The 24,862-nt window shown below is 65.9% G+C and carries 23 protein-coding genes; 18 read left to right on the top strand and 5 right to left on the bottom strand.

The annotated features are described in order from the left end of the window. The first annotated feature begins 1 nt into the window (after window position 1). From CE453_RS03685 to CE453_RS03665, 5 genes are read left to right on the top strand one after another with little or no spacing between them, the layout of a single operon-like run. The gene (locus CE453_RS03685) at window positions 2–1,198 is read left to right on the top strand and encodes an amidase (RefSeq protein WP_089173352.1); all 1,197 of its coding nucleotides are present in this window, start codon (window positions 2–4) and stop codon (window positions 1,196–1,198) included. Window positions 1,199–1,209: 11 nt separating this feature from the next. Then, entirely contained in the window at window positions 1,210–1,836 is a 627-nt protein-coding gene (gene nthA, locus CE453_RS03680) for a nitrile hydratase subunit alpha (protein ID WP_089173351.1), read from the top strand. After that, window positions 1,833–2,492 carry a nitrile hydratase subunit beta gene (gene nthB, locus CE453_RS03675; RefSeq protein WP_089173350.1) on the top strand — a complete coding sequence of 220 codons (660 nt, stop codon included), beginning with the start codon at window positions 1,833–1,835 and terminating at the stop codon, window positions 2,490–2,492. Before nthA ends, nthB begins: the two co-directional genes overlap by 4 nt. Next, complete coding sequence (locus CE453_RS03670) at window positions 2,479–2,886, top strand: nitrile hydratase accessory protein (protein ID WP_248307932.1); 408 nt, start codon at window positions 2,479–2,481, stop codon at window positions 2,884–2,886. Before nthB ends, CE453_RS03670 begins: the two co-directional genes overlap by 14 nt. Before the next feature lie 60 nt (window positions 2,887–2,946). Further along, window positions 2,947–3,888: a DUF6454 family protein gene (locus CE453_RS03665; protein WP_198302250.1), complete on the top strand. Its 942-nt coding sequence runs from the start codon at window positions 2,947–2,949 to the stop codon at window positions 3,886–3,888. A 4-nt stretch (window positions 3,889–3,892) separates the two neighbouring features. Here CE453_RS03665 and CE453_RS03660 read toward each other — a convergent pair whose 3' ends face one another. Together CE453_RS03660 and CE453_RS03655 are read right to left on the bottom strand one after the other, a co-directional pair. After that, window positions 3,893–4,915: a nickel/cobalt transporter gene (locus tag CE453_RS03660; protein ID WP_089173348.1), complete on the bottom strand. Its 1,023-nt coding sequence runs from the start codon at window positions 4,913–4,915 to the stop codon at window positions 3,893–3,895. Beyond that, window positions 4,906–5,562 (bottom strand): DUF1007 family protein, encoded by a 657-nt coding sequence (locus tag CE453_RS03655; protein WP_157732888.1) that lies wholly within the window; start codon window positions 5,560–5,562, stop codon window positions 4,906–4,908. Before CE453_RS03655 ends, CE453_RS03660 begins: the two co-directional genes overlap by 10 nt. A gap of 292 nt (window positions 5,563–5,854) precedes the next feature. On the opposite strand from CE453_RS03655, the gene CE453_RS03650 reads away from it, so the two are divergent. The 12 genes from CE453_RS03650 to CE453_RS03595 all read left to right on the top strand — a co-directional run bounded on the left by CE453_RS03650 (window position 5,855) and on the right by CE453_RS03595 (window position 20,456). After that, window positions 5,855–9,397 carry an indolepyruvate ferredoxin oxidoreductase family protein gene (locus CE453_RS03650; protein WP_248307931.1) on the top strand — a complete coding sequence of 1,181 codons (3,543 nt, stop codon included), beginning with the start codon at window positions 5,855–5,857 and terminating at the stop codon, window positions 9,395–9,397. A 99-nt stretch (window positions 9,398–9,496) separates the two neighbouring features. Further along, on the top strand, window positions 9,497–10,171 hold the full coding sequence (locus CE453_RS03645; RefSeq protein ID WP_089173345.1) for a Crp/Fnr family transcriptional regulator: 675 nt from the start codon (window positions 9,497–9,499) through the stop codon (window positions 10,169–10,171). Between the two features lie 83 nt (window positions 10,172–10,254). Beyond that, window positions 10,255–10,440, top strand: a complete 186-nt coding sequence (locus CE453_RS03640; protein WP_089173344.1) for a hypothetical protein — start codon at window positions 10,255–10,257, stop codon at window positions 10,438–10,440. A gap of 88 nt (window positions 10,441–10,528) precedes the next feature. Beyond that, a complete protein-coding gene (locus CE453_RS03635; RefSeq protein ID WP_089173343.1) occupies window positions 10,529–10,828 on the top strand; it encodes a hypothetical protein in 300 nt (99 codons plus the stop codon). Window positions 10,829–11,159: 331 nt separating this feature from the next. Next, a complete protein-coding gene (locus tag CE453_RS03630; protein WP_089173342.1) occupies window positions 11,160–13,142 on the top strand; it encodes an AMP-dependent synthetase/ligase in 1,983 nt (660 codons plus the stop codon). After that, entirely contained in the window at window positions 13,139–13,954 is an 816-nt protein-coding gene (locus CE453_RS03625; protein ID WP_089173341.1) for an ABC transporter ATP-binding protein, read from the top strand. The genes CE453_RS03630 and CE453_RS03625 overlap by 4 nt, the downstream gene beginning before the upstream one ends. Window positions 13,955–14,126: 172 nt before the next feature. Continuing rightward, window positions 14,127–15,041, top strand: a complete 915-nt coding sequence (locus tag CE453_RS03620; RefSeq protein ID WP_089177684.1) for a branched-chain amino acid ABC transporter permease — start codon at window positions 14,127–14,129, stop codon at window positions 15,039–15,041. A 12-nt stretch (window positions 15,042–15,053) separates the two neighbouring features. Further along, on the top strand, window positions 15,054–16,133 hold the full coding sequence (locus CE453_RS03615) for a branched-chain amino acid ABC transporter permease (RefSeq protein WP_089173340.1): 1,080 nt from the start codon (window positions 15,054–15,056) through the stop codon (window positions 16,131–16,133). Window positions 16,134–16,236: 103 nt separating this feature from the next. Then, entirely contained in the window at window positions 16,237–17,568 is a 1,332-nt protein-coding gene (locus CE453_RS03610; protein ID WP_089173339.1) for an ABC transporter substrate-binding protein, read from the top strand. A 68-nt stretch (window positions 17,569–17,636) separates the two neighbouring features. After that, on the top strand, window positions 17,637–18,479 hold the full coding sequence (locus CE453_RS03605) for an ABC transporter ATP-binding protein (protein WP_089173338.1): 843 nt from the start codon (window positions 17,637–17,639) through the stop codon (window positions 18,477–18,479). A gap of 23 nt (window positions 18,480–18,502) precedes the next feature. Then, window positions 18,503–19,183, top strand: coding sequence for a zinc metallopeptidase (locus tag CE453_RS03600; RefSeq protein ID WP_089173337.1), 681 nt, complete (start codon window positions 18,503–18,505; stop codon window positions 19,181–19,183). A gap of 40 nt (window positions 19,184–19,223) precedes the next feature. Further along, complete coding sequence (locus CE453_RS03595) at window positions 19,224–20,456, top strand: phenylacetate--CoA ligase family protein (protein WP_089173336.1); 1,233 nt, start codon at window positions 19,224–19,226, stop codon at window positions 20,454–20,456. A 13-nt stretch (window positions 20,457–20,469) separates the two neighbouring features. Here the strand turns inward: CE453_RS03595 and ung are convergent, their stop codons facing one another. Both ung and CE453_RS03585 read right to left on the bottom strand, forming a co-directional pair. Further along, the gene (gene ung / locus CE453_RS03590; protein ID WP_089173335.1) at window positions 20,470–21,168 is read right to left on the bottom strand and encodes a uracil-DNA glycosylase; all 699 of its coding nucleotides are present in this window, start codon (window positions 21,166–21,168) and stop codon (window positions 20,470–20,472) included. Window positions 21,169–21,178: 10 nt separating this feature from the next. Further along, window positions 21,179–22,702 (bottom strand): bifunctional metallophosphatase/5'-nucleotidase, encoded by a 1,524-nt coding sequence (locus CE453_RS03585; RefSeq protein WP_089173334.1) that lies wholly within the window; start codon window positions 22,700–22,702, stop codon window positions 21,179–21,181. 178 nt (window positions 22,703–22,880) lie between these two features. Between CE453_RS03585 and hemH the strand changes: the two genes are divergently transcribed. Then, window positions 22,881–23,945, top strand: a complete 1,065-nt coding sequence (gene hemH / locus CE453_RS03580; RefSeq protein ID WP_089173333.1) for a ferrochelatase — start codon at window positions 22,881–22,883, stop codon at window positions 23,943–23,945. A gap of 6 nt (window positions 23,946–23,951) precedes the next feature. On the opposite strand, the gene CE453_RS03575 is transcribed toward hemH, so the two are convergent. Beyond that, complete coding sequence (locus tag CE453_RS03575) at window positions 23,952–24,845, bottom strand: alpha/beta hydrolase (RefSeq protein WP_089173332.1); 894 nt, start codon at window positions 24,843–24,845, stop codon at window positions 23,952–23,954. Window positions 24,846–24,862 lie beyond the last annotated feature (17 nt).

Raw genomic sequence — 24,862 nt, 5'->3', positions numbered from 1 at the left:
AATGACCTATGACGATCCGTTCCGTTGCTTCGTGCCCTACCCCGATGCACCGGTGAAGCACAGCCCGACGGGGCCGCTCGCCGGATTGACACTGGCGGTGAAGGATCTGTTCGACGTCAAGGGCTACCCGACCGGCGCCGGCTCGCCGATCGTGCTGGCGCAGTCCGGCATCAAGGCGAAGACGGCACCGATCGTGAAGGACCTGCTCGACGCCGGCGCCCGCTTCATCGGCAAGACTCACACCGACGAGCTCGCCTTCTCGCTCAACGGCAAGAACGCGCATTTCGGCTCACCGATCAATCCGGCCGCGCCGGCGCGCATTGCCGGCGGTTCCTCCTGTGGCTCGATGGCGGCGGTCGCCGGTCGGCTGGCCGACATCGCGCTCGGTTCGGATACCGGTGGCTCGATCCGGGCTCCGGCGAGCTATGGCGGGCTCTTCGGAATCCGCCCGACCCATGGCCGGCTGTCCTTGAAACGGGTCTGGCCGCTGGCGGAAAGCCTCGACACGCCGGGCTGGTTCGCCCGTGACGGCGAGACCTTTGCCCGCGTCGGCAGCGTGCTGCTGGGCCGCGACCGCACCGAACTGCCCGAGACGCCACGCCTTCTCCTCGCCGACGACATGTTCGGGCAAGCCGTGCCGGAAGCGGAAACCATCCTGCGCAATGTCGTCCAGCGCGCCATGCCGAGCGTCGGCCAGCCGGAAAGCGTCAAGGTCGTCCGCGATATCGACGCGCTCTACTGGGCCTTCCGCTGGATCCAGGGTCGCGAGGCCTGGGCAGCGGACGGCGCGATGATCGAGCGTTTCGCACCGCCGCTCGGGCCGGGCGTGAAGGAGCGCTTCGCGTTCTGCAAGACCGTGACGGAGGGCGAATACGCCAAGGGCGAGGCGACCCGGAAGACGTTTCGGACACGACTCGCCCGGCTGCTCGGGCAGGACGGCGTGCTGCTCCTGCCGACGGTGCCGGACATCGCGCCGCTGGTCACCGCCGACGAATCCGAGCTGGAGGATTACCGCAACCGGGCGTTGCGGCTGCTCTGCCTTGCAGGTCTCTCCGGCTTCCCGCAAGTTACAATTCCGGTGGCGCAGCGCGAGGGCGCGCCGCTCGGCCTGTCGCTGATCGGCCCGAAGGGCTCGGACAAGTCGCTGATCGCCTTCGCGCTCGCCTATGAGCGCGCCACGCGGATCAGGATCGCCTGAAGGAGGCGGGGATGAGCGGACATCACCACGACCACGATCATCACCACGACAATCACTATACGGCCATTGAGGCGCGGGTGAAGGCGCTCGAGACGCTGATGGTCGAAAAGGGCTATGTCGATCCCGCGGCGCTCGACGCCATCGTCGATACCTACGAAACGAAGATCGGTCCGCGCGACGGGGCTCGCGTCGTCGCCAGGGCCTGGACCGATCCGGCCTATGCCCAGCGGCTGAAGGCAGACGGCACCGCGGCGGTGGCCGAACTCGGCTATGGCGGCCGTGGCGGCGAGCACATCGTCGCCTGCTTCAATACGCCAGAAGAGCACAACCTGATCGTCTGCACCCTATGCTCCTGCTATCCTTGGCCGGTGCTGGGGCTACCGCCCGTCTGGTACAAATCCCCGGCCTACCGCGCCAAGGCGGTCATCGACCCGCGCGGCACCCTCGCCGATTTCGGCGTGACACTGCCGGAGGGCCAGCGCATTCGAGTCTGGGATTCGACCGCCGAGACCCGCTTCATCGTCATCCCGATGCGCCCGGCCGGCACCGAAGGCTGGAGCGAGGATAGGCTGGCGAGCATCGTCAGCCGCAATTCGATGATCGGCACCGGCCTGGCTTCCGTGGAGGATGCCGCATGAACAGCGCCCACGACCTCGGCGGCCAGATGGCTTTTGGTCCGGTCGTCCCGGAGCCGAACGAGCCGGTCTTCCACGACGACTGGGAGAAGCGCGTCCTCGCCATCAACGTCGCGGCCGGCGCCATGGGCGCCTGGACAATCGACGAGATCCGCCATGCCCGCGAGAGCCTGCCACCAGCGCAATATCTCTCCTCAAGCTATTACGAGATCTGGCTCGCGGCGCTCGACAAGGTACTGGTCGAGCACGGCTTCCTCTCGTTGGAAGAACTCGCCACCGGCAAGCCCGCGCCCCAACGCCGCGAGCCGAAGCGCGTGCTCAAGGGCGAGGAGGTCGCTGGCGTGCTGCGCCGGGGCTTCCCCTATGAGCGCAAGGCAGACGCTCCGGCGCGCTTCGCTGTCGGCGACAAGGTCCGCACCATCGTGATGCACCCTCAGCATCATACGCGGCTGCCGCGCTATGCCCGCGGCAAGCAGGGCGTGATCGAACGCGTCACCGGCTGCCATGTCTTCCCGGATAGCGGCGCTCGGGGCCTGCCCGAGACCGCGCAGTGGCTCTACACCGTGGTCTTCGCCGGCCGCGAACTCTGGGGCCGCGATGGCGACCCCAACTCCAGCGTCAGCGTCGAGGCCTGGGAGAGCTATCTTGAGCCGGCCTGAGACCGATCTCGCGGCCGCACTGGCTGCCGATACGCCGATCCCGCGCGACGCCGAGGGCCCGATCTTCGCCGAACCCTGGCAGGCGCAAGCCTTCGCCCTCGTCGTGGAGCTTCAGAATAAGGGCGTCTTCACGGCGGAGGAATGGGCGCAGTCGCTGGGCGCCGAGATCCGCGAGGCGCTGGCTGCCGGTGGCTGCCGTGACGGCTCGGATTACTACGAGCGCTGGTGCGAGGCGCTGGAGCATCTGCTGATCGCGAAGGGGCTGGCCTCGCATGAGGGCGTCGATGCGCTCGCGGCTTCCTGGGCGCGCGCCGCCGAGGCGACGCCGCATGGCAGGCCGATCCGACTCGAGAATGATCCGCTGCGTCAACCGGAGAAAGCACCGTTTGGATAGCTTGTCATCACGGTGAAAAAGAACGCCGGCAGGGCGTCGTCACAACCTGGGAGAACCTTGATGAAGACGCGTCTCGCCGCCGGGCTGCTCGGAGCGGCCCTCCTCGCCATTGGCCCCACCCGCGCCGCCGATCCCGCCCTCAACGACACGATTCCGAAGCTGACGCGCGCGACGCAGTGGCAGCAGAAGGCGGCGGTGACGCTGCAGTTCCCGACCTTCCACCCGCAGGGCATGGTCAAGATCGGCGACGCCTTCTTTGTCTCATCCGTCGACATCCGCAAGCCGACGACCCGCTTCCCGAGCCCGCAGGGCGGCTATGATCGTGACACGGGCGAGGGCGTCGGCCATCTCTTCAAGTTCGATGCCGAAGGCCGCCTACTCGCCGACCTCACGCTCGGCGAGGGCTCGGTCTACCACCCCGGCGGCATCGATTTCGACGGTCAGAACATCTGGGTGCCGGTGGCCGAGTATCGACCCAACAGCCAGTCGATCATCTACAAGGTCGATCCGACCACGATGAAGGCGACCGAGGTCTTCCGCTTCAAGGACCATATCGGCGGTGTCGTCCACAATACCGACGACAAGTCGCTCCACGGCGTCAGCTGGGGGTCGCGGCGCTTCTACAAATGGCCGCTCGACGGCGAGGGCAAGGTCACCAATGCCAGCGCCGCCCCCGAGCAGCTGCGCGTCATCAACCCGGCACTCTACATCGACTATCAGGACTGCCACTTCATCGGCCGCAGCCGGATGCTCTGCTCCGGCCTCAATAATTATCGCGTCTCTCCTGACGCTCCGGTCTTTCGGCTGGGCGGGCTCGAGATCGTCGACCTGCGCGACAACCGGCCGACCTACCAGCTCCCGGTCGAGCTCTGGTCTCCCTCGGGCCTGCCGATGACGCAGAATCCGTTCTGGGTCGAACCCGCCGGACAGGGCGTGCGGGCCTATTTCATGCCGGACGACGACAAGTCGACCCTGTTCACCTACGAAGCCGAGGCTCGCTGAGCCTCTAGCTTCCCATTCCGCCGATCCAGAGTCCCAGCGAGAGCGCCACGCCGAGCACGACGATGAAGGCCGCCGCCAGCAACTCCAGCCCGACGAGCAGGCGCACGGCCCTAAGGCTGCCGCCGCTGGCGAATTTCAACGCGGCGAACTTGAAGAAGACGGCGAGCGCCGCCAGCGCTCCCGTCGTGATCGCGGTACCGAGCCCCATGGCGAAGGCCGCGGCAATGCCGGCCCAATAATGCCCTTGCGATGCGGCGAAGACGAGGATGATCAGCGCCCCGGCGCAAGGCCTCAGGCCCGCCGCCAGAACCACGCCGGCCATGTCGCGCCAGTCCCTGAGTCGCGCGATCTGCTGGGCATCCGGCAGATGCACATGGTCGCAGGCCGCATCATGCCCGGCACCGCCCTGCCCGAGCGACACAAAGCTGCCGGCCTTGCGCCAGAGCACCAGCAGGCCGACGAGCGCGACGAGCAGGAAGCTGCCCTGCTCGATGACGCTGGTCGCGACGTTCATCTGCGCCGCCGTGGTGCGAAAAATCAGGGTCGCTACTGAGACGATGGCGATGGCGACGAGTGCCTGCAGAATCGCGGCTGCAAAGCTGAGCGCCAGCCCGCGCCTGAGGCTGCGGTTGTCGGCCACGATATAGCCGGAGATCACCGCCTTGCCGTGACCGGGGCCGGCGGCATGGAAGACACCGTAGCCGAAGGAGAGGCCGAGCAATCCCCAGATCGCGGCGGGCGTCTCGGCGATCGCCTTCAGCGTCGCCGTGAGCTCGCGATAGAAGCTCGACTGCCAGGCGATCAGCACGGCACCGATCCCCGTCGTGGAGGGCAACGCCTCGCGCGGCAGCGCCGTCCCGAACGGGTTGCGCGGAGGCGGAGGGGCCTGCGGGCTCCAGAGCGAGACCATGAGAGCAAGCAGCGAAACGCAGCCGGCAACGATGGCCAGCGCCAGCAGGCAGAGCAGCATCCGCCGCATCCAGCCCGGCCATGCCTGCGTCGCGCTGTCCGCCGGGTTCAGGGACATGCGACCAGCGCCCTCGTGGTGACTTCGTAGCCGCTCATGTCGGGTGTCGCGGTGATGTCCTCCATCGCCAGCTTCTGCTGCACATCATCCGCGAGCTTGGGCGGGCGATTGACGCGGACGATGCAGCCGGCTGGCGCATCGCGCGTCACCACGGCATCGGGCGCGTCCACGATCTCGAAGGCGACGAAATAGGTCGGGTCGCCGACCTCGATACCGAAGGAACGGCTCTTCGGCGGCGGATTCTTCAGCGGCAGCGTGTAGTTCAGGGTCAGGATCTTGTTCTCGAAGACCAGGCCGGCATCGCTCGGCGTGCCGAATTCCTGCTTGCGGCCATTGATCTTGGCGATGGTGAAGAACTCAACCTCGGGCAGCGATTCCATGTTCACCTTGGCGAGCTCGGCGAGTTCGTCCGGCGTCAGCTTGCCGTCGCCATTCTTGTCGAGTCCCTGGGTGATATAGGCGGAATAGGCCTCGTCGAAGCTCCAGTGATGGCGGATCGCCTTCACCGAGCCATCCGGCGCGAACAGGATCTCGGCCTTGGCCTTGACCCAGACATGCGGGTGCGCCTGCGCCGGCCCTGCCAGGCAGATGGCGAGCAGAGACGCGACAGCGCCCGACAGGGTCGAAAGAAGCAGGTGTCCCGCCAAGAACGGTGTCCTTTCACAAGTCCGGAGCCGAAAGCGATACAGCCGGCTCGCAACGATCTCGCGACCGGACCGGACGCAGCCATCGCCGCGAATCGGGGCCAAATCGCGGCGCAGGCATTTCGCGCAAGCCCGCCTGCGTCGGCAAGTCTGGACCCGGCGGCAAAAACTGGAACAATGCCAATGTGATTGACCGCCCCGGGGCGATATGTCAGCCTTGCTGACATATCTTGCATCGAGACAGGTCGAGAGGCCGGATCAACCGGCCCCGGGAAACGACGATCGGGAGGCCGGCATGACTGAGCCAATGCGCGATTCCAACGCCGGTGCGGACACACTCCGCTCCGTCACGCTCGACGACAAGTACGACCTCGCCAAGCAAGACGTCTTCCTGACGGGGACGCAGGCCGTCGCCCGCATGCTGCTGATGCAGCGCGAGCGCGACCGGGCCGCCGGCCTGAACACCGCCGGCTTCGTCTCCGGCTATCGCGGCTCGCCGCTCGGCGGGCTCGATCAGCAGCTGATGCGCGCCGGCAAGGCGCTGAGCGCGGCGAACATCGTCTTTCAGCCCGGCCTCAACGAGGACCTCGCCGCCACGGCCGTCTGGGGCACCCAACAGGCCGAACTGCAGGGCGAGGGCAAATATGACGGCGTCTTCGCGCTCTGGTACGGCAAGGGGCCGGGCGTCGACCGTTCCGGGGACGTTCTCCGCCACGGCAACATGGCCGGCACCTCGCCCCATGGCGGCGTCATCTGCCTGATGGGCGACGACCACACCGCCGAATCCTCGACCAACGCGCACCAGACCGAATTCGTGCTGGTCGACCGGATGATGCCGATCCTCAACCCGGCGGGCGTGCAGGAGATCATCGATTACGGCCTGCACGGCATTGCGCTCTCGCGCTTCGCCTCGGTCTGGGTCGGCATCAAATGCGTCAAGGACAACATCGAATCGACGGCTTCGATCGACGGCTCGCTCGACCGCGTGACGATCGTGACACCGACCGACTACGTCCCGCCGCCGGGCGGCCTCGCCATCCGCCGCGAGCTCGATTTCGTCGAGCAGGAGCGCCGGCTCCATCTCTACAAGCGCGACGCGATGCTGGCCTATCTGCGCGCCAACCGCCTCAACCGCATCGTCACCCATGGCGGCAGGGAGCCGCGCATCGGCATCGCCACTGTCGGCAAGTCTTATCTCGACGTGCGCCAAGCGCTGGAAGACCTCGGCATCGACGAGGTTCGGGCCAATGATCTCGGCATCCGTCTGTTCAAGCTCGCCTGCCCCTGGCCGATCGATCCGGCCGAGCTGAAGGCCTTCGCCGAGGGCCTCGATCTGATCATGGTTGTCGAGGAGAAACGCTCGCTGATCGAGGTCCAGGTCCGCGAGGAGCTCTACGGCGCCGCGCACCAGCCGGTGGTGATCGGCAAGAAGGACGAGAAGGGAGACTGGCTCTTCCCCGTCCATGGCGCGCTCGATCCCAACGACATCGCCATCGCGCTCGGCAGTCGCCTGCTCCAGTATCGCGACGACCCCGCTTTGCGTGCCCGCCTCGAAGAGATCGCCAGCGCGCAGGGGCGCCTCGCGGAAGCGCAGGAGATCGCCCGCCGCACACCCTATTTCTGCTCGGGCTGCCCGCATAATTCCTCGACCGTCGTGCCGGAAGGCTCGCGTGCCTATGCTGGAATCGGCTGCCATTACATGGTGCAGTGGATGGACCGCGACACAGCCGGTTTCACCCAGATGGGCGGCGAAGGCGCGAACTGGGTCGGCGAGGCGCCGTTCTCGACGCGTGGCCATGTCTTCCAGAACCTCGGCGACGGCACCTATACGCATTCGGGCTCGCTCGCGATCCGCTGGGCCGTCGCGAGCGGCGTGAACATCACTTACAAGCTGCTCTACAACGACGCCGTCGCCATGACTGGCGGCCAGCAGGCGGAGGGCCACCTCTCGCCCGACCAGATGGCACGGCAGGCCGCGGCCGAGGGCGTCAAGCGCATCGCCATCGTCACGGACGAACCTGACAAGTACCCGCCCGGCACGCAATGGCCCGCCGGCGCCACGCTCCACCATCGCGACGAACTCGACGCCGTCCAGCGCGAACTCGCCGCAACCTCCGGCGTCTCGCTTCTGCTCTTCGACCAGACCTGCGCCACCGAGAAGCGGCGGCGGCGCAAGCGCGGTGCTTATCCCGACCCGGACAAGAGCGTCATCATCAACGAGCTGGTCTGCGAGGGCTGCGGCGATTGCGGCGTGCAGTCGAACTGCGTCTCGGTCCAGCCGCTGGAAACCGAATTCGGCCGCAAGCGCCAGATCGACCAGTCGAACTGCAACAAGGATTTCTCCTGCGTGAAGGGCTTCTGCCCGTCCTTCGTGACGGTGCATGGCGCCAAGCCGAAGAAGGCCGAGCCGATGCGCCTCGATGCGGGCACGCTTGGAGCAGGCGACCTCCCCGAGCCGGCCGTTCCCGCGCTCGATCGCAGCTTCGCTGTGATCGTCACCGGTGTCGGCGGCACCGGCGTCGTCACCATCGGCGCCATCCTCGGCATGGCCGCGCATCTCGAAGGCAAGGGCTGCGGCATGATCGACATGGCCGGCCTCGCCCAGAAGGGCGGCGCCGTGTTCAGCCACGTCAAGCTCGCGCCCCATCCTGACGACATCCATGCCATCCGCGTCACGGCGGGACAGGCCGATCTCGTCCTCGGCTGCGACCTCACCGTCACCGGCTCGAAGAGGGTGCTCGGCGCGATCCGGCCCGAAGGCGGTACGGTCATCGTCAACACCGCCGAAAGCCTGCCGGGCGACTTCACCCGCAACGCCGATTTTTCGTTGCCGACCGAACGGCTCAAGCGCGCGATCCTGTCGGCTGCCGGCCGCGACCACACGCGCTTCATCGACGCCACCGCCGCGGCGGTTGCCTTCCTGGGCAATGCCATCGCGGCCAACATGTTCATGCTCGGCCATGCTTGGCAGCTCGGCGCCGTACCCCTGTCCCGCGAGGCGCTGTGCCGGGCGATCACGCTCAACGGCGAGGCCGTGGCGATGAACCTCGAGGCCTTCGAGCTTGGCCGTCGCGCCGCTCATGATCCGGCAGCGCTCGACGAGCTGCTGGCGCAGGCCAAGGCCCCGACGGCGGCACGTCATCTCTCGCAAAACCTCGACGAGATCATCTCCCGCCGCGCCGCCTTCCTCACCGCCTATCAGAACGCCGCTTATGCGGCCCGCTACCGCCATCTCGTCGCCCGCGCGCAGACCAGAGAGGCCGCCGCCATGCCGGGGCAAACGGCGCTCAGCGAAGCCGTCGCGCGCAATCTCTTCAAGCTGATGGCCTACAAGGACGAATACGAGGTCGCCCGCCTCTACAGCGACGGCGCCTTCCGCAAGCAGCTCGCCGCGACCTTCGAGGCAAACGGTTCAGGCGGAAAACCGCTGCGCTTCGAGTTTCACCTCGCCCCTCCGCTCCTGGCGCGGCGAGACCCGAACACCGGCCTGCCGCGCAAGATGAGCTTCGGACCGTGGATGATGGCGGCCTTCACCCTGCTGGCAAGACTCAAGGGGCTTCGCGGCACCGCCTTCGACCCCTTCGGCAGGACGCAGGAACGTCGGACCGAACGCCAACTCATCGGCGACTACGAAACCCTGCTGAACGAGCTCCTGACCCGGCTGACGCCGGAGAACCACGCGCTGTGCCTGACCCTCGCCGCGATCCCGGAGAAGATCCGCGGCTTTGGCCACGTCAAGGAGCGCCATCTCAAGGCGGCGAAGGCGGAAGAAGCGAGGCTGCTCGACCAGCTGCGGAACGGCTCGCCCACCGCGGCCCTGCCGCAAGCGGCAGAGTAGAGCGCGGTATCCCCGCGCCTCTTTCGTCCAACTTGAGTCGGTGTCCCGTCGCGGCCCATACTGCGCCGGAGCCGCTCCAGTGCCGGAACAACCGCCATCTTGATCTCGCCCGAGGAATTACGCGCCATCGCCTCCTGGTCCCGCGACCTCTCGGAGGCCGAGTTCGAGGAGGCGCGCCGCGGCATCTCGTTCAAGAGCTATGGGAAGAACGCCTCGATCTGCCATGTCGGCGACCGGCTCGAATCCTGGACCGGCGTGGCCGAGGGGCTGGTCAAGATGACGACGACCTCCAAATCCGGAAAAACCGCGACCCTCGCCGGGCTGCGCGCCGGCGCCTGGTTCGGCGAAGGCACTGTGATCAAGGCGGAGCCGCGGCGCTATGAGCTGGTGGCGCTGCGCGAGTCGCGGATCGCCCTGATGCGCCGCTCGACCTTCCTCTGGCTGTTCGAGCATTCGGCTGCATTCAACCGCTTCCTCGTTCACCAGTTCAACGAACGCCTCGCCCAGTTCATCTCTCTCGCCGAGACGGAACGCACGCTCGATTCCACCGGCCGCCTCGCGCGCAACCTCGCCTGGCTGTTCAACCCGATCCTCTATCCCGACCTCGATCGCACCCTGACGATCTCGCAGGAGGAGCTCGGCATGCTCGCCGGCATCTCGCGGCAGATGGCCAATCAGGGGCTGGCGAAGCTCGCCGCCCTCGGCTTGATCGAGCTGGGCCACGGCAGCGTCACCATCCTCGATATCGAGCGGCTGGCCCGCTACGAGGCCTAGAGGTCCCGAACCTTGCCGGCACCAAATCCCGTTTCGTGCGTTGAACAGAAAGCCGCCCGTCGGCGGAGGAGGAACTGACTGAGATGTTTGGCCTTTTCGGTACCATCGCGAAACTCATCAACGATCAGATCGCGGAATACGCAACCACACAGGCGGAAGTCGCCAGCCGCGCCATCGCAGGATGGCAACCCGTCCCGATCGAAACCACAGCCGCACGGGAAAGGCGATTGCGCCGTCTCGCCATGCAGAAGGCAGCCTCACGCCATTGATGAACGCCAGCGGAATGCACCGTTCAGGCGAGGTTCGAGCCCCGAATGCTCAGATCCGCCCAATCGACGCAAACGAAGGAGACGTTCGATGCGTAAGCTCTTGATTGCCGCCGGCCTGGCTCTGGCTGCTTTTGCCGCGAGCCCGGCCAGCGCCGCACCGCAAAGCCTCCCCAAGACGGAAGCGCTCGACAGGTTGCCGGCCGAATACACTCGCCACACCCGCGAACATCGCATGTGGGAGATCCAGCGCAACATGGAGCGGCAGCACCGGCGGGACTACTACCGCCACGGCCGCGGCTATGATCGCGGCTACGGCTATGGTCGTCGTCATGGTGGCCCGCCGCCCTGGGCCCCGGCGCATGGCTATCGCCGCCACCACCGCTACTGACCCGTATCGCTACGATCGACGACAGGCCCGCGGCTCCCCGAGCTGCGGGCTTTTTTCTGGCTAAGACTTTCTGCCCACGCGGCGGCATCGGAGTTGCGGCCCGCGTCGCAACATCCAAAAACCAAGGGAAATCGGGAAGATTTTGAAGGACCGACGGCATCACAAACCGATGGCCAAACTTCGGCGGGACAATAGTCACCAAAAGGAGAATTGTCTGTCAAGCACCTCCTTGCGAAGATGCTGGCTGCCTGCAAGGCTTGCATGAGAACGAGGCCTCAACGGCCCGCATTGAAGTCGCCGCGATGGACGGTGGCTCGACAGGGAGAACGCAATCGTGGCGAGCGGCACCGCCGGTGAGGCGGACACCTTTCCGAAATTGCTGTTGCGCAATGCCCGCGAGCGCGCCGGGCGCGTCGCCTATCGTCACAAGGACCTCGGCATCTGGCAGTCCTGGAACTGGGCCGAGGTCGCCGAGCATGTCCGCAGCTTTGCCAAAGGCCTGCAGGATCTTGGCCTGAAACGCGGCGAGAAGGTCGCCATCGTCGGCTATAACCGCCCGCGCCTGTACTGGTCGATGTGCGCGGCACAGTGGCTCGGCGCCATCCCCGTGCCGGTCTATGCCGACAGCGTCGCCGAGGAGATGGCCTATGTCCTCGACCATGCCGAGGCCGTCTTCGCCGTGGTGCAGGACCAAGAGCAGGTCGACAAGATCCTCTCCATCACCGAGCGACTGCCCCATCTCAGGCACATGCTCTATGACGAGCCTCGCGGCCTGCGCGACTACGATCACAGCAAGCTCCACGCCATCGAGACGGTGATGCAGGCGGGAGCCAAGGCGCTGAAGGATCCGCAAGTGGCGGCGGCGCTGCAGAGCGAGATGGAGCGGGGCCGTGGCTCCGATCTCGGCATCATCCTCTACACCTCGGGCACGACCGGCCGGCCCAAGGGCGTGATGCTTTCCCACTACAACATCCTGATCGCCGCCGAGATCGGCTGCGGCTTCGACGGGCTCAACGAGAGCGACGAGGTCATCGCCTATCTGCCGATTGCCTGGGTCGGCGACCATGTCTTCTCCTATGCGCAGGCGATGCTGGCAGGCTTCTGCGTCAATTGTCCGGAAAGCCCGGAAACGGTCATCGACGATCGCCGCGAGGTCGGCACCACCTACGCCTTCGCCCCGCCGCGCGTCTTCGAGAACATGCTGACCATCACCATGGTGCGCATGGAGGATGCGGGGGCGCTCAAGCGCAAGATGTTCCACTACTTCCTTGGTGTCGCGAAGCGCTACGGCGAGCAGATCCTCAACGGGGAGAGCGTGCCTCTCAAGGGCCGGCTGCTCTACAAGCTCGGCGACGCACTGGTCTACGGACCTTTGCGCAACCGCTTCGGCCTCACCAACATCAAGGTCGGCTACACGGCGGGCGAGGCGATCGGCCCCGAGCTTTTCCGCTTCTACCGCTCGATCGGCATCAACCTGAAGCAGCTCTACGGCCAGACCGAGGCCGGGGTCTACATCACCATGCAGCCGAACGGCGAGATCAAGGCCGACACGGTCGGCAAGCCGGCACCGCTGGTAGAGATCCGCATCGACGACAATGGCGAGGTGCTCTACCGCTCGCCCTCGATCTTCGGCGGCTACTACAAGGATGCCGAGAAGACCGCCGAGACCATGACCGCCGACGGCTATGTCCGCTCGGGCGATGCCGGCTTCTTCGACGAGAGCGGCCATCTCAAGATCATCGACCGCGCCAAGGATGTCGGCAAACTGGCGAGCGGCGAGCTGTTCCCGCCGAAATACATCGAGAACAAGCTGAAATTCTATCCGAACATCAAGGAGGCGGTCGCCTTTGGCCAGGGCCGCGAGCATGTCACCGTCGCGCTGAACATCGACCTGACGGCGGTAGGCAACTGGGCCGAGCGCAACAACGTCGTCTACGCCTCCTACCAGGAGCTTGCCGGCCACGATCTCGTTTACGACATGATCGCCAAGCACGTCGACGAGGTGAACCGCTCGCTTGCGACCGAGCCGATGATGGGCGGCGCTCAGATCAAGCGCTTCCTGATCCTGCACAAGGAACTCGATGCCGACGACGGCGAGCTGACGCGCACCCAGAAGGTCCGCCGCGGCTTCATCGCCGAGCGCTACGCCCCGCTGGTGACGGCGCTCTATGACGGCTCGGACGCAGCCGACATCTCCACGGAAGTGGTTTTCGAGGACGGACGCAAGGGCGTGATCTCGGCCCGCGTCAAGGTCCGCGACGCCAGGACATACCCCGTCACGCAGGAGGCGCCGTCCTCGGCGAAGGCGGCATGAACGCGGAACCGATCAACGTGACCGGCACCCCCATCCGCGACAAGGGCGAGGTCCTGCTTTCGGTCGAAAGCATCTCGCTGCGCTTCGGCGGCGTGAAGGCGATCACCGACGTCTCCTTCGACATCCGCAAGGGCGAGATCCGCGCGATCATCGGCCCCAACGGTGCCGGCAAGACCTCGATGCTCAACTGCATCAACGGCTTCTACCAGCCGCAGGAAGGCCGCATCGTCTTCAAGGGCGAACGCCGCGCCAAGATGCGCCCGCACCGCGCCGCCGCAGGCGGCATCGCCCGCACCTTCCAGAACGTCGCGCTGTTCAAGGGCATGTCGACGCTCGACAACATCATGACCGGCCGCACCCTCAAGATGAAGAAGAACTTCTTCTGGCAGGCGCTGCGCCATGGCCCGGCGATGCAGGAGGAGATCGAGCATCGCCGCGTCGTCGAGGACATCATCGACTTCCTGCAGATCGAGCACATCCGCAAGCTGCCCGTCGGCAAGTTGCCCTACGGCCTGCAAAAGCGCGTCGAGCTCGGCCGCGCGCTCGCCATGGAACCGGAACTGCTCCTGCTCGACGAGCCGATGGCCGGCATGAACCTTGAGGAGAAGGAGGACATGTGCCGGTTCATCCTCGACGTGAACAATCAGTTCGGCACGACCATCGCGTTGATCGAGCACGACATGGGCGTCGTCATGGACCTCTCCGACCGCGTCGTCGTACTCGAATACGGCCGCAAGATCGCCGACGGCACGCCTGACGAAGTCAAGGCGAACCAGAAGGTCATCGACGCCTATCTCGGCGTGGCGCATTGAGGAGCGTGGAGACATGAGCGACATCGCCACCCGCCCTGCGCAGAATCTCCTCGCCAATGGCTGGGTCAAGGCCGGGCTGATCCTTGCGGCCCTCATCGTGCTCGCCGTCATCGGCGCGAAGCTCGATTCCTCCAACACCCTCTACGCGATCTTCATCGACCCCTTCCAGCAGATGAGCCAGGCGCCCGACCTGCTGGTCCAGACGATCTGGGAAGGCCTCGTCTCCGGCGTGCTCTATGCCCTGATCGCGCTCGGCTTCGTGCTGATCTTCAAAGCCTCGGGCGTGTTCAACTTTGCCCAGGGCATCATGGTGGTGTTCGCGGCGCTGACGCTGGTCGGCCTCTATGAGAAAGGCGTCCCTGCCTTCCTCGCCGTGATCCTGACGCTTGGGGTGATGTTCGTGCTCGCGCTCGCCATCGAGCGCGTCGTGCTGCGCCCGCTGGTCAACCAGCCGGACATCATCCTGTTCATGGCAACCTTCGGCATCACCTATTTCCTCATCGGCTTCGGCGAGGCCCTCTTCGGCGGCAACCCCAAACAGATGATCGCCGAGCAGCTCTACCTGCCCAAGGGTGCGCTCGACCTGCAGATTCTCGGCGGTCTGGTCTCGCTGCAGAAGATCGACATCGCTGCAGCCGTCATCGCCTCGCTGATGATCGCGGCACTCGCCCTCTTCTTCCAGTACACTCGCATCGGGCGCGCCCTGCGCGCCGTCGCCGACAGCCACAAGGCGGCGCTCTCGGTCGGCATCTCGCTCAACCAGATCTGGGTCATCGTCTGGTTTACCGCCGGCATCGTCGCGTTGATCACCGGCATCATGTGGGGCGCCCGCTCGGACGTTTCCTTCGCGCTGGAGATCGTCGCGCTCAAAGCCCTGCCGGTGCTGATCCTCGGCGGCTTCACCTCGATCCCGGGCGCCATCGTCGGCGGCCTCATCATCGGCATCGGCGAGAAGCTCGGCGAATTCTATTGGGGCCCGCTGGTCGGTGGCGGCATCGAGAGCTGGCTCGCCTATTTCATCGCCCTTGGTTTCCTGCTGTTTCGGCCGCAGGGGCTCTTCGGCGACAAGATCATCGAGCGTATCTGAGGAGCCGGAACCATGCTCTACCGTGAGGCCGGCCAATACAAATCCACCTATGCCGCTGACATGGCGGTCTTCCCGCTGCGGGAGGACCGGCTCGGCATCGCCGTCATCCTGGCGATCGCCTTCATCGCCATCCCCTTCTTCGGCAGCGATTTCTTCATCGCCTCGGTGATGATCCCCTTCCTGGTCTTCTCGCTGGCCGCGATCGGGCTCAATATCCTCACCGGCTATACCGGGTTGATCTCGCTCGGCACGGCAGCCTTCATGGGCGTCGGCGCCTATAGCTGCTACAAGCTCACCACGATCTTTCCGGACGTGAACATCATCGCCCTAATCCTGCTTTCGGGGCTGTTCTCGGCCGGGATCGGCGTGCTCTTCGGCCTGCCCTCGCTGCGGATCAAGGGCTTCTACCTGGCGGTGGCGACGCTTGCCGCCCAGTTCTTCCTGCAATGGGCCTTCGTGCGCATTCCCTGGCTGTTCAACTATAACGCCTCGGGCGCGATCGAGGTGCCGCAGCGCACGCTCTTCGACATTCCGCTGACAGGTGCGTCGGCGACGCCGGAGACGCGCTACTTCGTCTGCCTCGGCCTCGTCGTGGTGCTGACCTGGTTCGCCTCGAACCTGGTCCACGGCAAGCTCGGCCGCTCCTGGATGGCGGTGCGCGACATGGACATCGCCGCCGAGCTGATGGGCATCAAGCTGCTCAACGCCAAGCTGATGGCCTTCGCCGTCTCCTCCTATTTCGCCGGCGTCGCGGGCGCGATGATGATCTTCCTCTGGTACGGCGGTGGCGAGGCGGCGGACGTGTTCTCGATCCGCCTCTCCTTCAGCATCCTGTTCATGGTCATTATCGGGGGGCTGGGCTCGCTGATCGGCTCCTTCTTCGGCGCGGCCTTCCTCTCGGTGCTGCCGACGGCGCTGAAATTCGGCCTGCCGGCGCTTGGCATCCCGCTCGCGGGCGCCACGGCCGAACATGTCACCTACATGCTGGTCGGCGGCCTCATCATCTTCTTCCTGATCGTCGAGCCGCACGGCCTCGCCCGGCTCTGGCAGATCGCGAAGCAGAAATTGCGGACATGGCCCTTCCCGTATTGAGGCGGGGAAGAGTCCAAGAAGCGACCGGCACGACAGAAGCGCCGGCGGAAGCAAGACGGGACCGGCTGGAACCGGGACCGGAGGAAACGAACGGAGAGAACCGATGACAAGCAGGAAGCTGATGAAGGGCGCTACGCTCGGGGCCTTGCTGGCGGCCACCGCCATCGCCGCCCCGGCGATGGCGCAGGACAGCGTCTATTTCGCCAACAACGCCTATCGCACCGGCCCATTCTCCGGCTCCGGCATCCCGATCGGCGACGGCATGCGCGACTACATCACGATGATCAATGAGCGCGACGGCGGCGTGAACGGCGTCAAGATCGTCTATGAGGAATGCGAGACCGGCTACGACACCAAGAAGTCGATCGAGTGCTACGAGCAGGCCAAATCGAAGAACACGATCCTCTACTCGCCCTGGTCGACCGGCGCGACGCTGGCCGCGATCCCGCGCGCCCATGTCGACAAGATCCCGATCCTGTCAATGGCCTACGGTCTCTCGGCCTCGGCTGACGGCAACAACTTCCCCTGGGTCTTCATCCCGCCCTTCACCTATTGGGACGGCGCCTCCGTCATGGTGAAGTATATGGGCGACCAGCTCGGCGGCATGGACAAGCTCAAAGGCAAGAAGCTCGGCCTGATCCATCTCGACGCACCCTTCGGCAAGGAGCCGATCCCGGTGCTCGAGAGCCTGGCCAAGAAATACGGCTTCGAGCTGAAGCTCTACCCGGTGCCCGCCGCCGACATGCAGAACCAGGGCTCGCTCTGGCTCGGCATCCGCCGCGACCGGCCGGACTTCATCTACAACCAGGGCTGGGGCGCGATGAACCCGACCGCGGTGAAGGAAGCGATCAAGAACAACTTCCCGATCGGCAAGATGGTCGGCGTCTGGTGGGCCGGCGGCGATGACGACGCCCGCGCCGGCGGCGATCAGGCCAAGGGCTACAAGTCGCTGAGCTGGACGCTGAGCGGCACCGAGGCGCCTGCCATGCAGGACATCCTCAAATACGTGGTCGACAAGGGCAAGAGCACGACGCCGAAGGAGAAGGTCGGCGAGGCGCTCTACAACCGCGGCGTCTACAACTCGATGCTGGTCGTCGAGGGCATCCGCAATGCCCAGAAGATCACCGGCAAGAAGGTCATCAATGCCGAGGACATGCGCCGCGGCCTGGAGTCGCTCAACCTGACGGAAGCGAAGCTGAAGGAGATCGGGCTCGGCGGCTTCGTCACACCGACGACGATCTCCTGCACCGACCACTCCGGTCACAGCAAGATGTTCGTCTCCGAATGGGACGGCAAGAAGTGGACGAAGAGCGCGGACTGGACCGCCCCACTCGAGGACGAGGTCAAGCCGCTGGTCGATGCCAACGCCAAGGACTACGTCGAGAAGGCCGGCAACTGGCCGAAGCGCACCGAGCCCTGCGAGAAGTCGTCCTGATCTGACGGCAGCCGGCGGCGGCTCGCCCGCCGCCGGCCCCATCGTTACCGTTCGTCCGGGAGAGGCCGATGTCGACCGCAACCCTCGAGAAGCCAGCCGCGGCGACGAGTGACATCGTCCTGTCGCTCAACAACATCGAGGTCATTTACGACCATGTCGTGCTGGTGCTGAAGGGCGTCTCGCTCACCGTGCCGCGCAAGGGCATCGTCGCCATCCTCGGCGCCAACGGCGCCGGCAAGACCACGACGCTGAAGGCGATCTCCAACCTGCTCAAAGCCGAGCGCGGAGAGGTCACCAAGGGTTCGATCGTCTTCGACGGCGAACGCGTCGACAAGCTCTCGCCGAACGAACTCGTCCGGCGCGGCTGCATCCAGGTCATGGAAGGCCGGCACTGCTTCGGCCATCTCTCGATCGAGGAGAATCTGCTGACCGGCGCCTTCACCCGCCGCGACGGCAATGCCGCGATCAAGCGCGACCTCGAAAAGATCTACACCCTGTTCCCGCGTCTGAAGCAGCGCCGGAGCTCGCAGGCCGGTTACACCTCCGGCGGCGAGCAGCAGATGTGCGCCATCGGCCGCGCGATGATGTCGAACCCCAAGATGATCCTGCTCGACGAGCCCTCGATGGGGCTGGCCCCGCAGATCGTCGAGGAGATCTTCGAGATCGTCCGCCAGCTCAATGCCGACGAGGGCGTCTCCTTCCTCGTCGCCGAGCAGAACACCAACATGGCCCTGCGCTACGCCACCTATGGTTACATCATGGAGACCGGCCGCGTCGTCATGGACGGCGAAGCGAAGATGCTGCGCGAGAACGAGGACGTGAAGGAGTTCTATCTCGGCGTCGCCGAGGGCAACAAGAAGTCGTTCCGTGAGGTGAAAAGCTACAAGCGCCGCAAGCGCTGGCTTTCCTGAGACGGACGGAACGGTCGGGTTCGATGCTCTATGCCGTGGCAGCCCTGCTGGTTCTTCTGCTGATCTTCGGGCCACAGGCCTGGGTCCGCAGCCAGATGAGTCGGCATGCCGCGGCCCGGCCCGACTTGCCGGGAACCGGCGGCGAGCTGGCGCGGCACCTGCTCGACCGCTTCCAGCTGGGCGCCGTCACCGTCGAAACGACCGAGCGCGGCGACCACTATGACCCGGAAGCCCGGGCGGTGCGCCTCTCGCAGGACAATCATGACGGCCGCTCGATCACGGCCGTTGCAGTGGCGGCCCATGAAGTCGGCCACGCGCTTCAGCATGCCGAGGGCAGCAGCCTGTTGGCGGCCCGCAGCATGTTGGCCCGCACGCTCGGCATCGTCGACAAGGTTGCCATGGCGGTGCTGATCACGGCACCGCTGGTCGCGGCGGTGACGCATGTGCCGGCGCTCGGGCTGATGCAGTTCGGTGTCGCCATCGCACTGCTCGGTATCGGGCTCATCGTGCACCTCGTCACGCTGCCGCTCGAGTTCGATGCCAGCTTCGGCAAGGCGCTGCCGATCCTCGCTGGCGACGGCTATCTCGATCAGCGTGACTTGCCGGCGGCGCGCGGCGTCCTGCGGGCTGCAGCCTTCACCTACGTCGCCGGCGCGCTGATCGGCCTGCTCAATTTCCTGCGCCTGCTGCGCATCATCCGCTGACGGCGCGAGACCGAACGACATCACGACTGGGACCCGACAGATGAGCGCCTATCACGACGATCTGGAGACCCGCCCGCCCGAGGTTCGCGAGGCCGATCTCTTCGCCCGCCTGCCGAAGCTCCTCGCCGCGGCGATGCAGGCGCCGGCCTATGCCGAGCGACTTGCCGGCATCGACCCCGCCGCGATTACTGACCGCAAGGCGCTGGCCCGGCTGCCTGTGCTGCGCAAGGCGGATCTCCCGGTCCTGCAGAAGGCGAACCTCCCATTCGGCGGCCTCGTTCCGGCCACGCCAGGCTCCTTCGGCCGGCTCTTCACCTCGCCGGGTCCCATCTTCGAGCCGGAAGGCACTGCTACCGACGCCTGGGGCGTGGCGCGGGGCCTGCGCGCCGCTGGCCTGCGGCCCGGTGACATCGTGCTCAATACGCTGAGCTATCATCTGACGCCGGGCGGCTTCATCCTGGATTCCGGCGCCCGCGCGCTGGGCTGTGCCGTCATCCCCGCCGGCCCAGGCAACACAGAGCAGCAACTGGAGGTGATCGCGGCCTACCGGCCGAGCGCCTATGTCGGCACGCCTGACTTCCTCAAGATCCTGATCGAGGCCGCCGACGCGCGCGGCGGCGACATCTCCTGCATCACCCGCGCCGTTGTCTCGGGAGCGGCCTTCCCGCCTTCGCTCCAGGCTTGGGTCAAGGAGCGCGGCATCGACGCCTATCAGCTCTACGCCACCGCCGATCTCGGCCTCATCGCCTACGAGACCTCGGCGCGCGACGGCATGGTGCTGAACGAGAACCTGATCGTCGAGATCGTTCGCCCCGGAACCGGCGACCCCGTGCCGGTGGGCGAGGTCGGCGAGGTCGTCGTCACCAATCTCGACCCGCACCACCCGCAAATCCGCCTAGCCGTCGGCGATCTCACCGCCGTGCTGCCAGGCATGAGCGCCTGCGGGCGCACCAATACCCGCATCAAGGGCTGGATGGGCCGCGCCGACCAGACGGCGAAGATCAAGGGTATGTTCGTGCGCCCCGAACAGGTCGCGGAAATTGCCAAGCGCCATGCCGAGATCGCCAAGCTCAGGCTCGTCGTCGGTCGGGCGGACGAAACCGACACCATGACGCTGAAGGCGGAGATCTATGCCGAGCCGGCCGGCCTCGTCGACGCCGTCTCCTCGACGCTGCAGCAAGTGACCAAGCTCAAGGGCGCCGTCGAGATCCTGCCTCTCGGTGCCTTGCCGAACGACGGCAAGGTCATCGCCGACGAGCGGCCGGTAGGCTGAGGCCTTATCGGCCTCACCAATCGATCGTTCGTTCTCCCTGTGCCTCCAGCCAGGTATTCGCCCTGCTGAACGGCTGCGAACCGAAGAAGCCGCGTCGCGCCGAAAGCGGCGAGGGGTGCGCGCTGGCGATGACGAGATGGCGGCTTTCGTCGATCAGCGGCCGCTTCGCCTGTGCGGGAGCACCCCAGAGCAGGAAGGCGACATGCGGGCGTGCCCGCGAAACCGCGGCAATGATCTCATCGGTCAGCTTGCCCCAACCGAGCGAGAGATGGGAACCGGCCTTGCTGGCCCCCTCACGCACGGTCAGCGCCGTGTTGAGCAGCAATACACCCTGTCTTGCCCAGCGCGTCAGATCACCATCGACCGGCGCCGGCAGACCAAGATCTGTCGTCCGCTCCTTGTAGATATTGACCAGCGAGCGCGGGAGCGGCGGAGGACCGACATAAGAGAAGGCGAGTCCATTGGCATGGCCCGGCGTCGGATAGGGATCCTGACCGAGGATGACGGCGCGAACAGCATCGAGCGGCGTCAGTGCCAGCGCGGCGAAGACACGCTCCGGTGCGGGAGCCACGACATGCCCGGCTGCTCGCTCCGCATCGACCTCTGCGCAGGCATGAGATGCTGCACCACCGGCCGCGAAGGCAGGCAATGCGCGCCAGTCTTTGGCATTCGGCGAAGCGAGAAAAGCGGCAAGAGCCGCGACGCAGGTCACGCGGAACGGCTCATTTCAGCACTGCACGCCCTTCGACCTTGGCGTCGACCGTTCCGAGCTTGCGCAGATAGACCATCACCTCGTTCGCCATCAGCTTGCCGTCCGTCACGCCGATCAGCGTCTTGCCATGGCCGAGTGCGGTATAGCCGTCACCGCCCTCGAGCATGAAATTGTTCGTGGCGACGGTGTACTTGCCCGCTGGGTCGATCGGCGTGCCGTCAGTGAGAGTCAGTGTGGTCACACGCGAGCCGACCGGCTGCTTGAGATCCGCCTCGAATTTCAGCCCGGATACGACGGGGAACTTGCCCGAGCCCTGAGGTGCCGGCGAGAGCCCGTTCTCGAGCGCATCCTTCACGTCCTTGCCGGTGATCTCGACCATGGCCGTTGCGTTGCCGAAGGGCAGTTCGCTCAGAACGTCTCGCCGCGTCAGTGTGTATCCGGCCTGATATTGCTTGTTGGCGCGGATGCCACCGGCATTCGTGATGGCGAGCTGTGCGCCGGTGGCGGCCCGGATCGCATCGGCGATCAGGTTGCCGATCGCCGCCTCCTGGGTACGGATGACGCCGGTGCGCGAATCGAGCGGCACGCTGAGCTTGGCGAGGTCGACGTCGAGTTCCTTCGACAGCTCCGCCTCGTAACCCTTGACGATGGCGGCGACCTCTGGATCCGGCGTCGCCGAACGGGAATCGTTGACGCGGAAGGTTGGCGTCCAGTTCACCTGCCGCGCTGCGCCCTCGCCCTTGACGCTGACCGCGATGTCGATGGCCGTGACGTAATTGCCCTCCTCGTTCGACTCCACCATCACGACCTTGCCGTCATAAGCGATGGCAAGATCGTGGTCGTGCCCCGTGAGCAGGATGTCGACGACGCGCGAGCGCACGATCTCGTAATCCATAGCCCGGTCGGCATGGACGACGGCGACGAGGATGTCGGCCCCCTGCCCTTTCAGCGCCTTGGCCTCGCGCCTGAGCGCGTCCATGGTCGAAGAGAATTTCAGATCACCGGGATTCGAGATCTGCGGCGTCGGATCATAGGCCGTGCCGATGACGCCGACCTTGATGCCGCCGAGCTCGAAGATCTGACTGTCCTTGTGGCCGGGCAGCGGATTGCCCGCAGCATCGCGCAGATTGGCGGCGAAGGTCGGATAGCTCTGCGCGGCGACGAGCTTGAAGTAGTTCTCCTTGCCGAAGTCGAATTCGTGGTTACCCGGCACGAAGACGTCGATGCCCATCTTGTTCTGCATCGCGACGATATGCGCGCCCTGGTCGAAGCCCGACATCAGCGAGGGCGAATAACAATCGCCGGCATGGCAGAACAGCACCGGCACGCCCTTGGCTCGCTCGGCCTTGGCAATTCCGGCCGCGCGGGCGAAGCCGCCGCGCCCCTTGTCGTCGCTCATCTTGTAGATGTCGTTGAGCAGCAGAAGCGTGAAGCTCGGCGCCGGCTGCTGCGCCAGCGCGACCGGGGCGGTCGCGGCGAGCGTTGCGGGAGCGGCAAGGACACCAAGAGCTTTGCGGCGGGTCAGCTTCGTCATGGCGGGCGCCCCTGTCGAGAATGTCTCCAGACTAGCAAGAGACACAGCTGACTGACCAGATGCCTTCATGGCCTGCCAGGGACGGTCGGCAGTGTCGCACCTGACCTTCCAAACTGCTTCAAGGCTGGACGAAAGCGCGAACTCGTCTAAATCACGAGCGCAAGGAGAGCCTGCGCTCATGACTGCTGATATCGCCGCGGCCCCGGCCCGCGAAGCCCTTCCGCTCCCGCCGGATCATCCGCAAGCCAAGTTCGGCCGCATCGGCGTGCTGCTGATGAATCTCGGCACGCCGGAAGGCACCGGCTACTGGCCGATGCGCGCCTATCTCAAGGAGTTCCTGTCCGACCGGCGCGTCATCGAGGAGCCGCGCTGGAAATGGTGGCCGGTCCTCAACCTGATCATCCTGTCGACGCGCCCCGGCCGGAAAGGCAAGGATTATGCGTCGATCTGGAATAACCAGCGCGACGAGGGCCCGCTCAAGACCATAACCCGCTCACAGACCGAGCAGCTCGCGGAGCGCCTGAAGCCGCTCGCGGGCGATCGCCTCGTCGTCGACTGGGCGATGCGCTACGGGCTGCCGGATGTGAAGAGCCGGCTGCAGGCTCTGCTCGACCAGGGCTGCGACCGCATCCTGCTGGTGCCGCTCTATCCGCAATATGCCGCGCCAACCTCGGCTACGGCCTGCGACCAGGCCTTCCGTGCGCTGATGCAGATGCGCTGGCAGCCGACGGTGCGCGTCTCACCGCCCTATCACGACGACCCAGCCTATATCGGCGCTCTCGCCCGCTCGATGCGCGCCTCGCTCGCCAAGCTCGACTTCGAGCCCGAGGTCATCCTCTGCTCGTTCCACGGCATGCCAAAGACCTATCTGCTCAAGGGCGACCCCTATTACTGCCAATGCGTGAAGACCTGGCGGCTGCTGCGCGCCGAACTGGGTCTCTCGGAAGAGCGCTTCCCGCTGACCTTCCAGTCGCGCTTCGGGCCGGATGAATGGCTGCAACCCTATACCGACGAGACGGTGAAGGCGTTGGCGCTGGCAGGTCGGAAATCGATGGCGATCGTGGCGCCGGGTTTCTCGGCCGACTGCCTCGAGACGCTCGAGGAGCTCGACGGCGAAAACCGAGAGATCTTCCTGCACAATGGCGGCGAGAAATTCGCTTATCTGCCCTGCCTCAACGATTCGCCCGAAGGTATCGACGTCATCGCCGCCGTCGTTGAGCGCGAATTGCAGGGCTGGCTCTGAGGCGGGCTAGACCTCCTCGGCGCAGACGAAGCGGGTGACGCTCTCGATCACCGGCTTCGCCTGCAGGATGCGGCGGTGGCCGAAGCCGCTCGTCTCCTCCAGCCTGACGAAGGAACCTGCCGCCGCCAGCGCCTCGGCATGGCCGAAATCGAGCTCGCGATCCTGCCGGTCATGGATGACGAGGGTCGGCAGCCGGATTGCAGCCAACTGCGCGGCTCCTTCGAAAGCCTCGACCGGATTGCCGGCAACGGTATGGATGCGCCGTTCGAGCGCCTCCTGGCCGCGCCGCCCCAGCCCGATCCCGGCACCGAACCGCCGCGTGATCCGCTTGACGGAAGAAGGCGCCGCGATCAGCGCAAGCCGCCCCGCGCTGACAGGCGGCTGGCCCGGAACGGATTCGGCCAGAGCCGCGAGCGCGATCGCCCCGCCGAAGGAATGCGTCACGATCGCATGGAACGGCCCGAACGTCCGTGCGACTGCCGCCAGGCTGGCGACGCCGAGCGGCATGTCCAGGACCCGCCCGGTCGAGGCGCCATGCGCCGGCAGGTCGAAGGCGACCACCCGGAAGCCCGCCTCGCAGAGCGATGTCGCGAAGGCTGTCATGAAGGCCGCTTCACTGCTCCAGCCATGGACCAGCAGCACCGTGCCGCGCCGCCCGGCATCAGCGGGATCGAAGACATAAGCCTGCACGCTGCCGCAGGGAAACGGAATGGCCGTCGCCTCCGCCCGGGCCAGCCGACCGATGGCGCTTGTCGCGCCACGCTTGCCGTTTTCGCTTCGCGCCGAGCGACGCGGCGGGGTACAGAAGAGGCGGAAGGCCACTTTGCCGGCTGTGGCGGGAGCTACGAAGCTGGCCGCCCGGACGAGGGGGCGCAGTAGACGGAGTGCGGTATCGGTCATGGCGTCGACTCCAATCT

Origin of the sequence: Bosea sp. AS-1, from assembly GCF_002220095.1 — a bacterium.
In the GTDB taxonomy this organism is placed as follows: Bacteria; Pseudomonadota; Alphaproteobacteria; order Rhizobiales; family Beijerinckiaceae; genus Allobosea.
Note: the sequence above shows the minus strand (reverse complement) of the source record. Positions and strands in the feature narration are given on the sequence as shown.

Excerpts from the sequence above, each read along its gene's own strand:
- CE453_RS03685 (WP_089173352.1), top strand. The coding sequence starts at position 2 with ATGACCTATGACGATCCGTTCCGTTGCTTCGTGCCCTACCCCGATGCA.
- nthA (WP_089173351.1), top strand. The coding sequence starts at position 1,210 with ATGAGCGGACATCACCACGACCACGATCATCACCACGACAATCACTAT.
- nthB (WP_089173350.1), top strand. The coding sequence starts at position 1,833 with ATGAACAGCGCCCACGACCTCGGCGGCCAGATGGCTTTTGGTCCGGTC.
- CE453_RS03665 (WP_198302250.1), top strand. The coding sequence starts at position 2,947 with ATGAAGACGCGTCTCGCCGCCGGGCTGCTCGGAGCGGCCCTCCTCGCC.
- CE453_RS03660 (WP_089173348.1), bottom strand. The coding sequence starts at position 4,915 with ATGTCCCTGAACCCGGCGGACAGCGCGACGCAGGCATGGCCGGGCTGG.
- CE453_RS03650 (WP_248307931.1), top strand. The coding sequence starts at position 5,855 with ATGACTGAGCCAATGCGCGATTCCAACGCCGGTGCGGACACACTCCGC.
- CE453_RS03640 (WP_089173344.1), top strand. The coding sequence starts at position 10,255 with ATGTTTGGCCTTTTCGGTACCATCGCGAAACTCATCAACGATCAGATC.
- CE453_RS03635 (WP_089173343.1), top strand. The coding sequence starts at position 10,529 with ATGCGTAAGCTCTTGATTGCCGCCGGCCTGGCTCTGGCTGCTTTTGCC.
- CE453_RS03625 (WP_089173341.1), top strand. The coding sequence starts at position 13,139 with ATGAACGCGGAACCGATCAACGTGACCGGCACCCCCATCCGCGACAAG.
- CE453_RS03620 (WP_089177684.1), top strand. The coding sequence starts at position 14,127 with ATGAGCCAGGCGCCCGACCTGCTGGTCCAGACGATCTGGGAAGGCCTC.
- CE453_RS03615 (WP_089173340.1), top strand. The coding sequence starts at position 15,054 with ATGCTCTACCGTGAGGCCGGCCAATACAAATCCACCTATGCCGCTGAC.
- CE453_RS03610 (WP_089173339.1), top strand. The coding sequence starts at position 16,237 with ATGACAAGCAGGAAGCTGATGAAGGGCGCTACGCTCGGGGCCTTGCTG.
- CE453_RS03605 (WP_089173338.1), top strand. The coding sequence starts at position 17,637 with ATGTCGACCGCAACCCTCGAGAAGCCAGCCGCGGCGACGAGTGACATC.
- CE453_RS03600 (WP_089173337.1), top strand. The coding sequence starts at position 18,503 with ATGCTCTATGCCGTGGCAGCCCTGCTGGTTCTTCTGCTGATCTTCGGG.
- CE453_RS03595 (WP_089173336.1), top strand. The coding sequence starts at position 19,224 with ATGAGCGCCTATCACGACGATCTGGAGACCCGCCCGCCCGAGGTTCGC.
- CE453_RS03585 (WP_089173334.1), bottom strand. The coding sequence starts at position 22,702 with ATGACGAAGCTGACCCGCCGCAAAGCTCTTGGTGTCCTTGCCGCTCCC.
- hemH (WP_089173333.1), top strand. The coding sequence starts at position 22,881 with ATGACTGCTGATATCGCCGCGGCCCCGGCCCGCGAAGCCCTTCCGCTC.
- CE453_RS03575 (WP_089173332.1), bottom strand. The coding sequence starts at position 24,845 with ATGACCGATACCGCACTCCGTCTACTGCGCCCCCTCGTCCGGGCGGCC.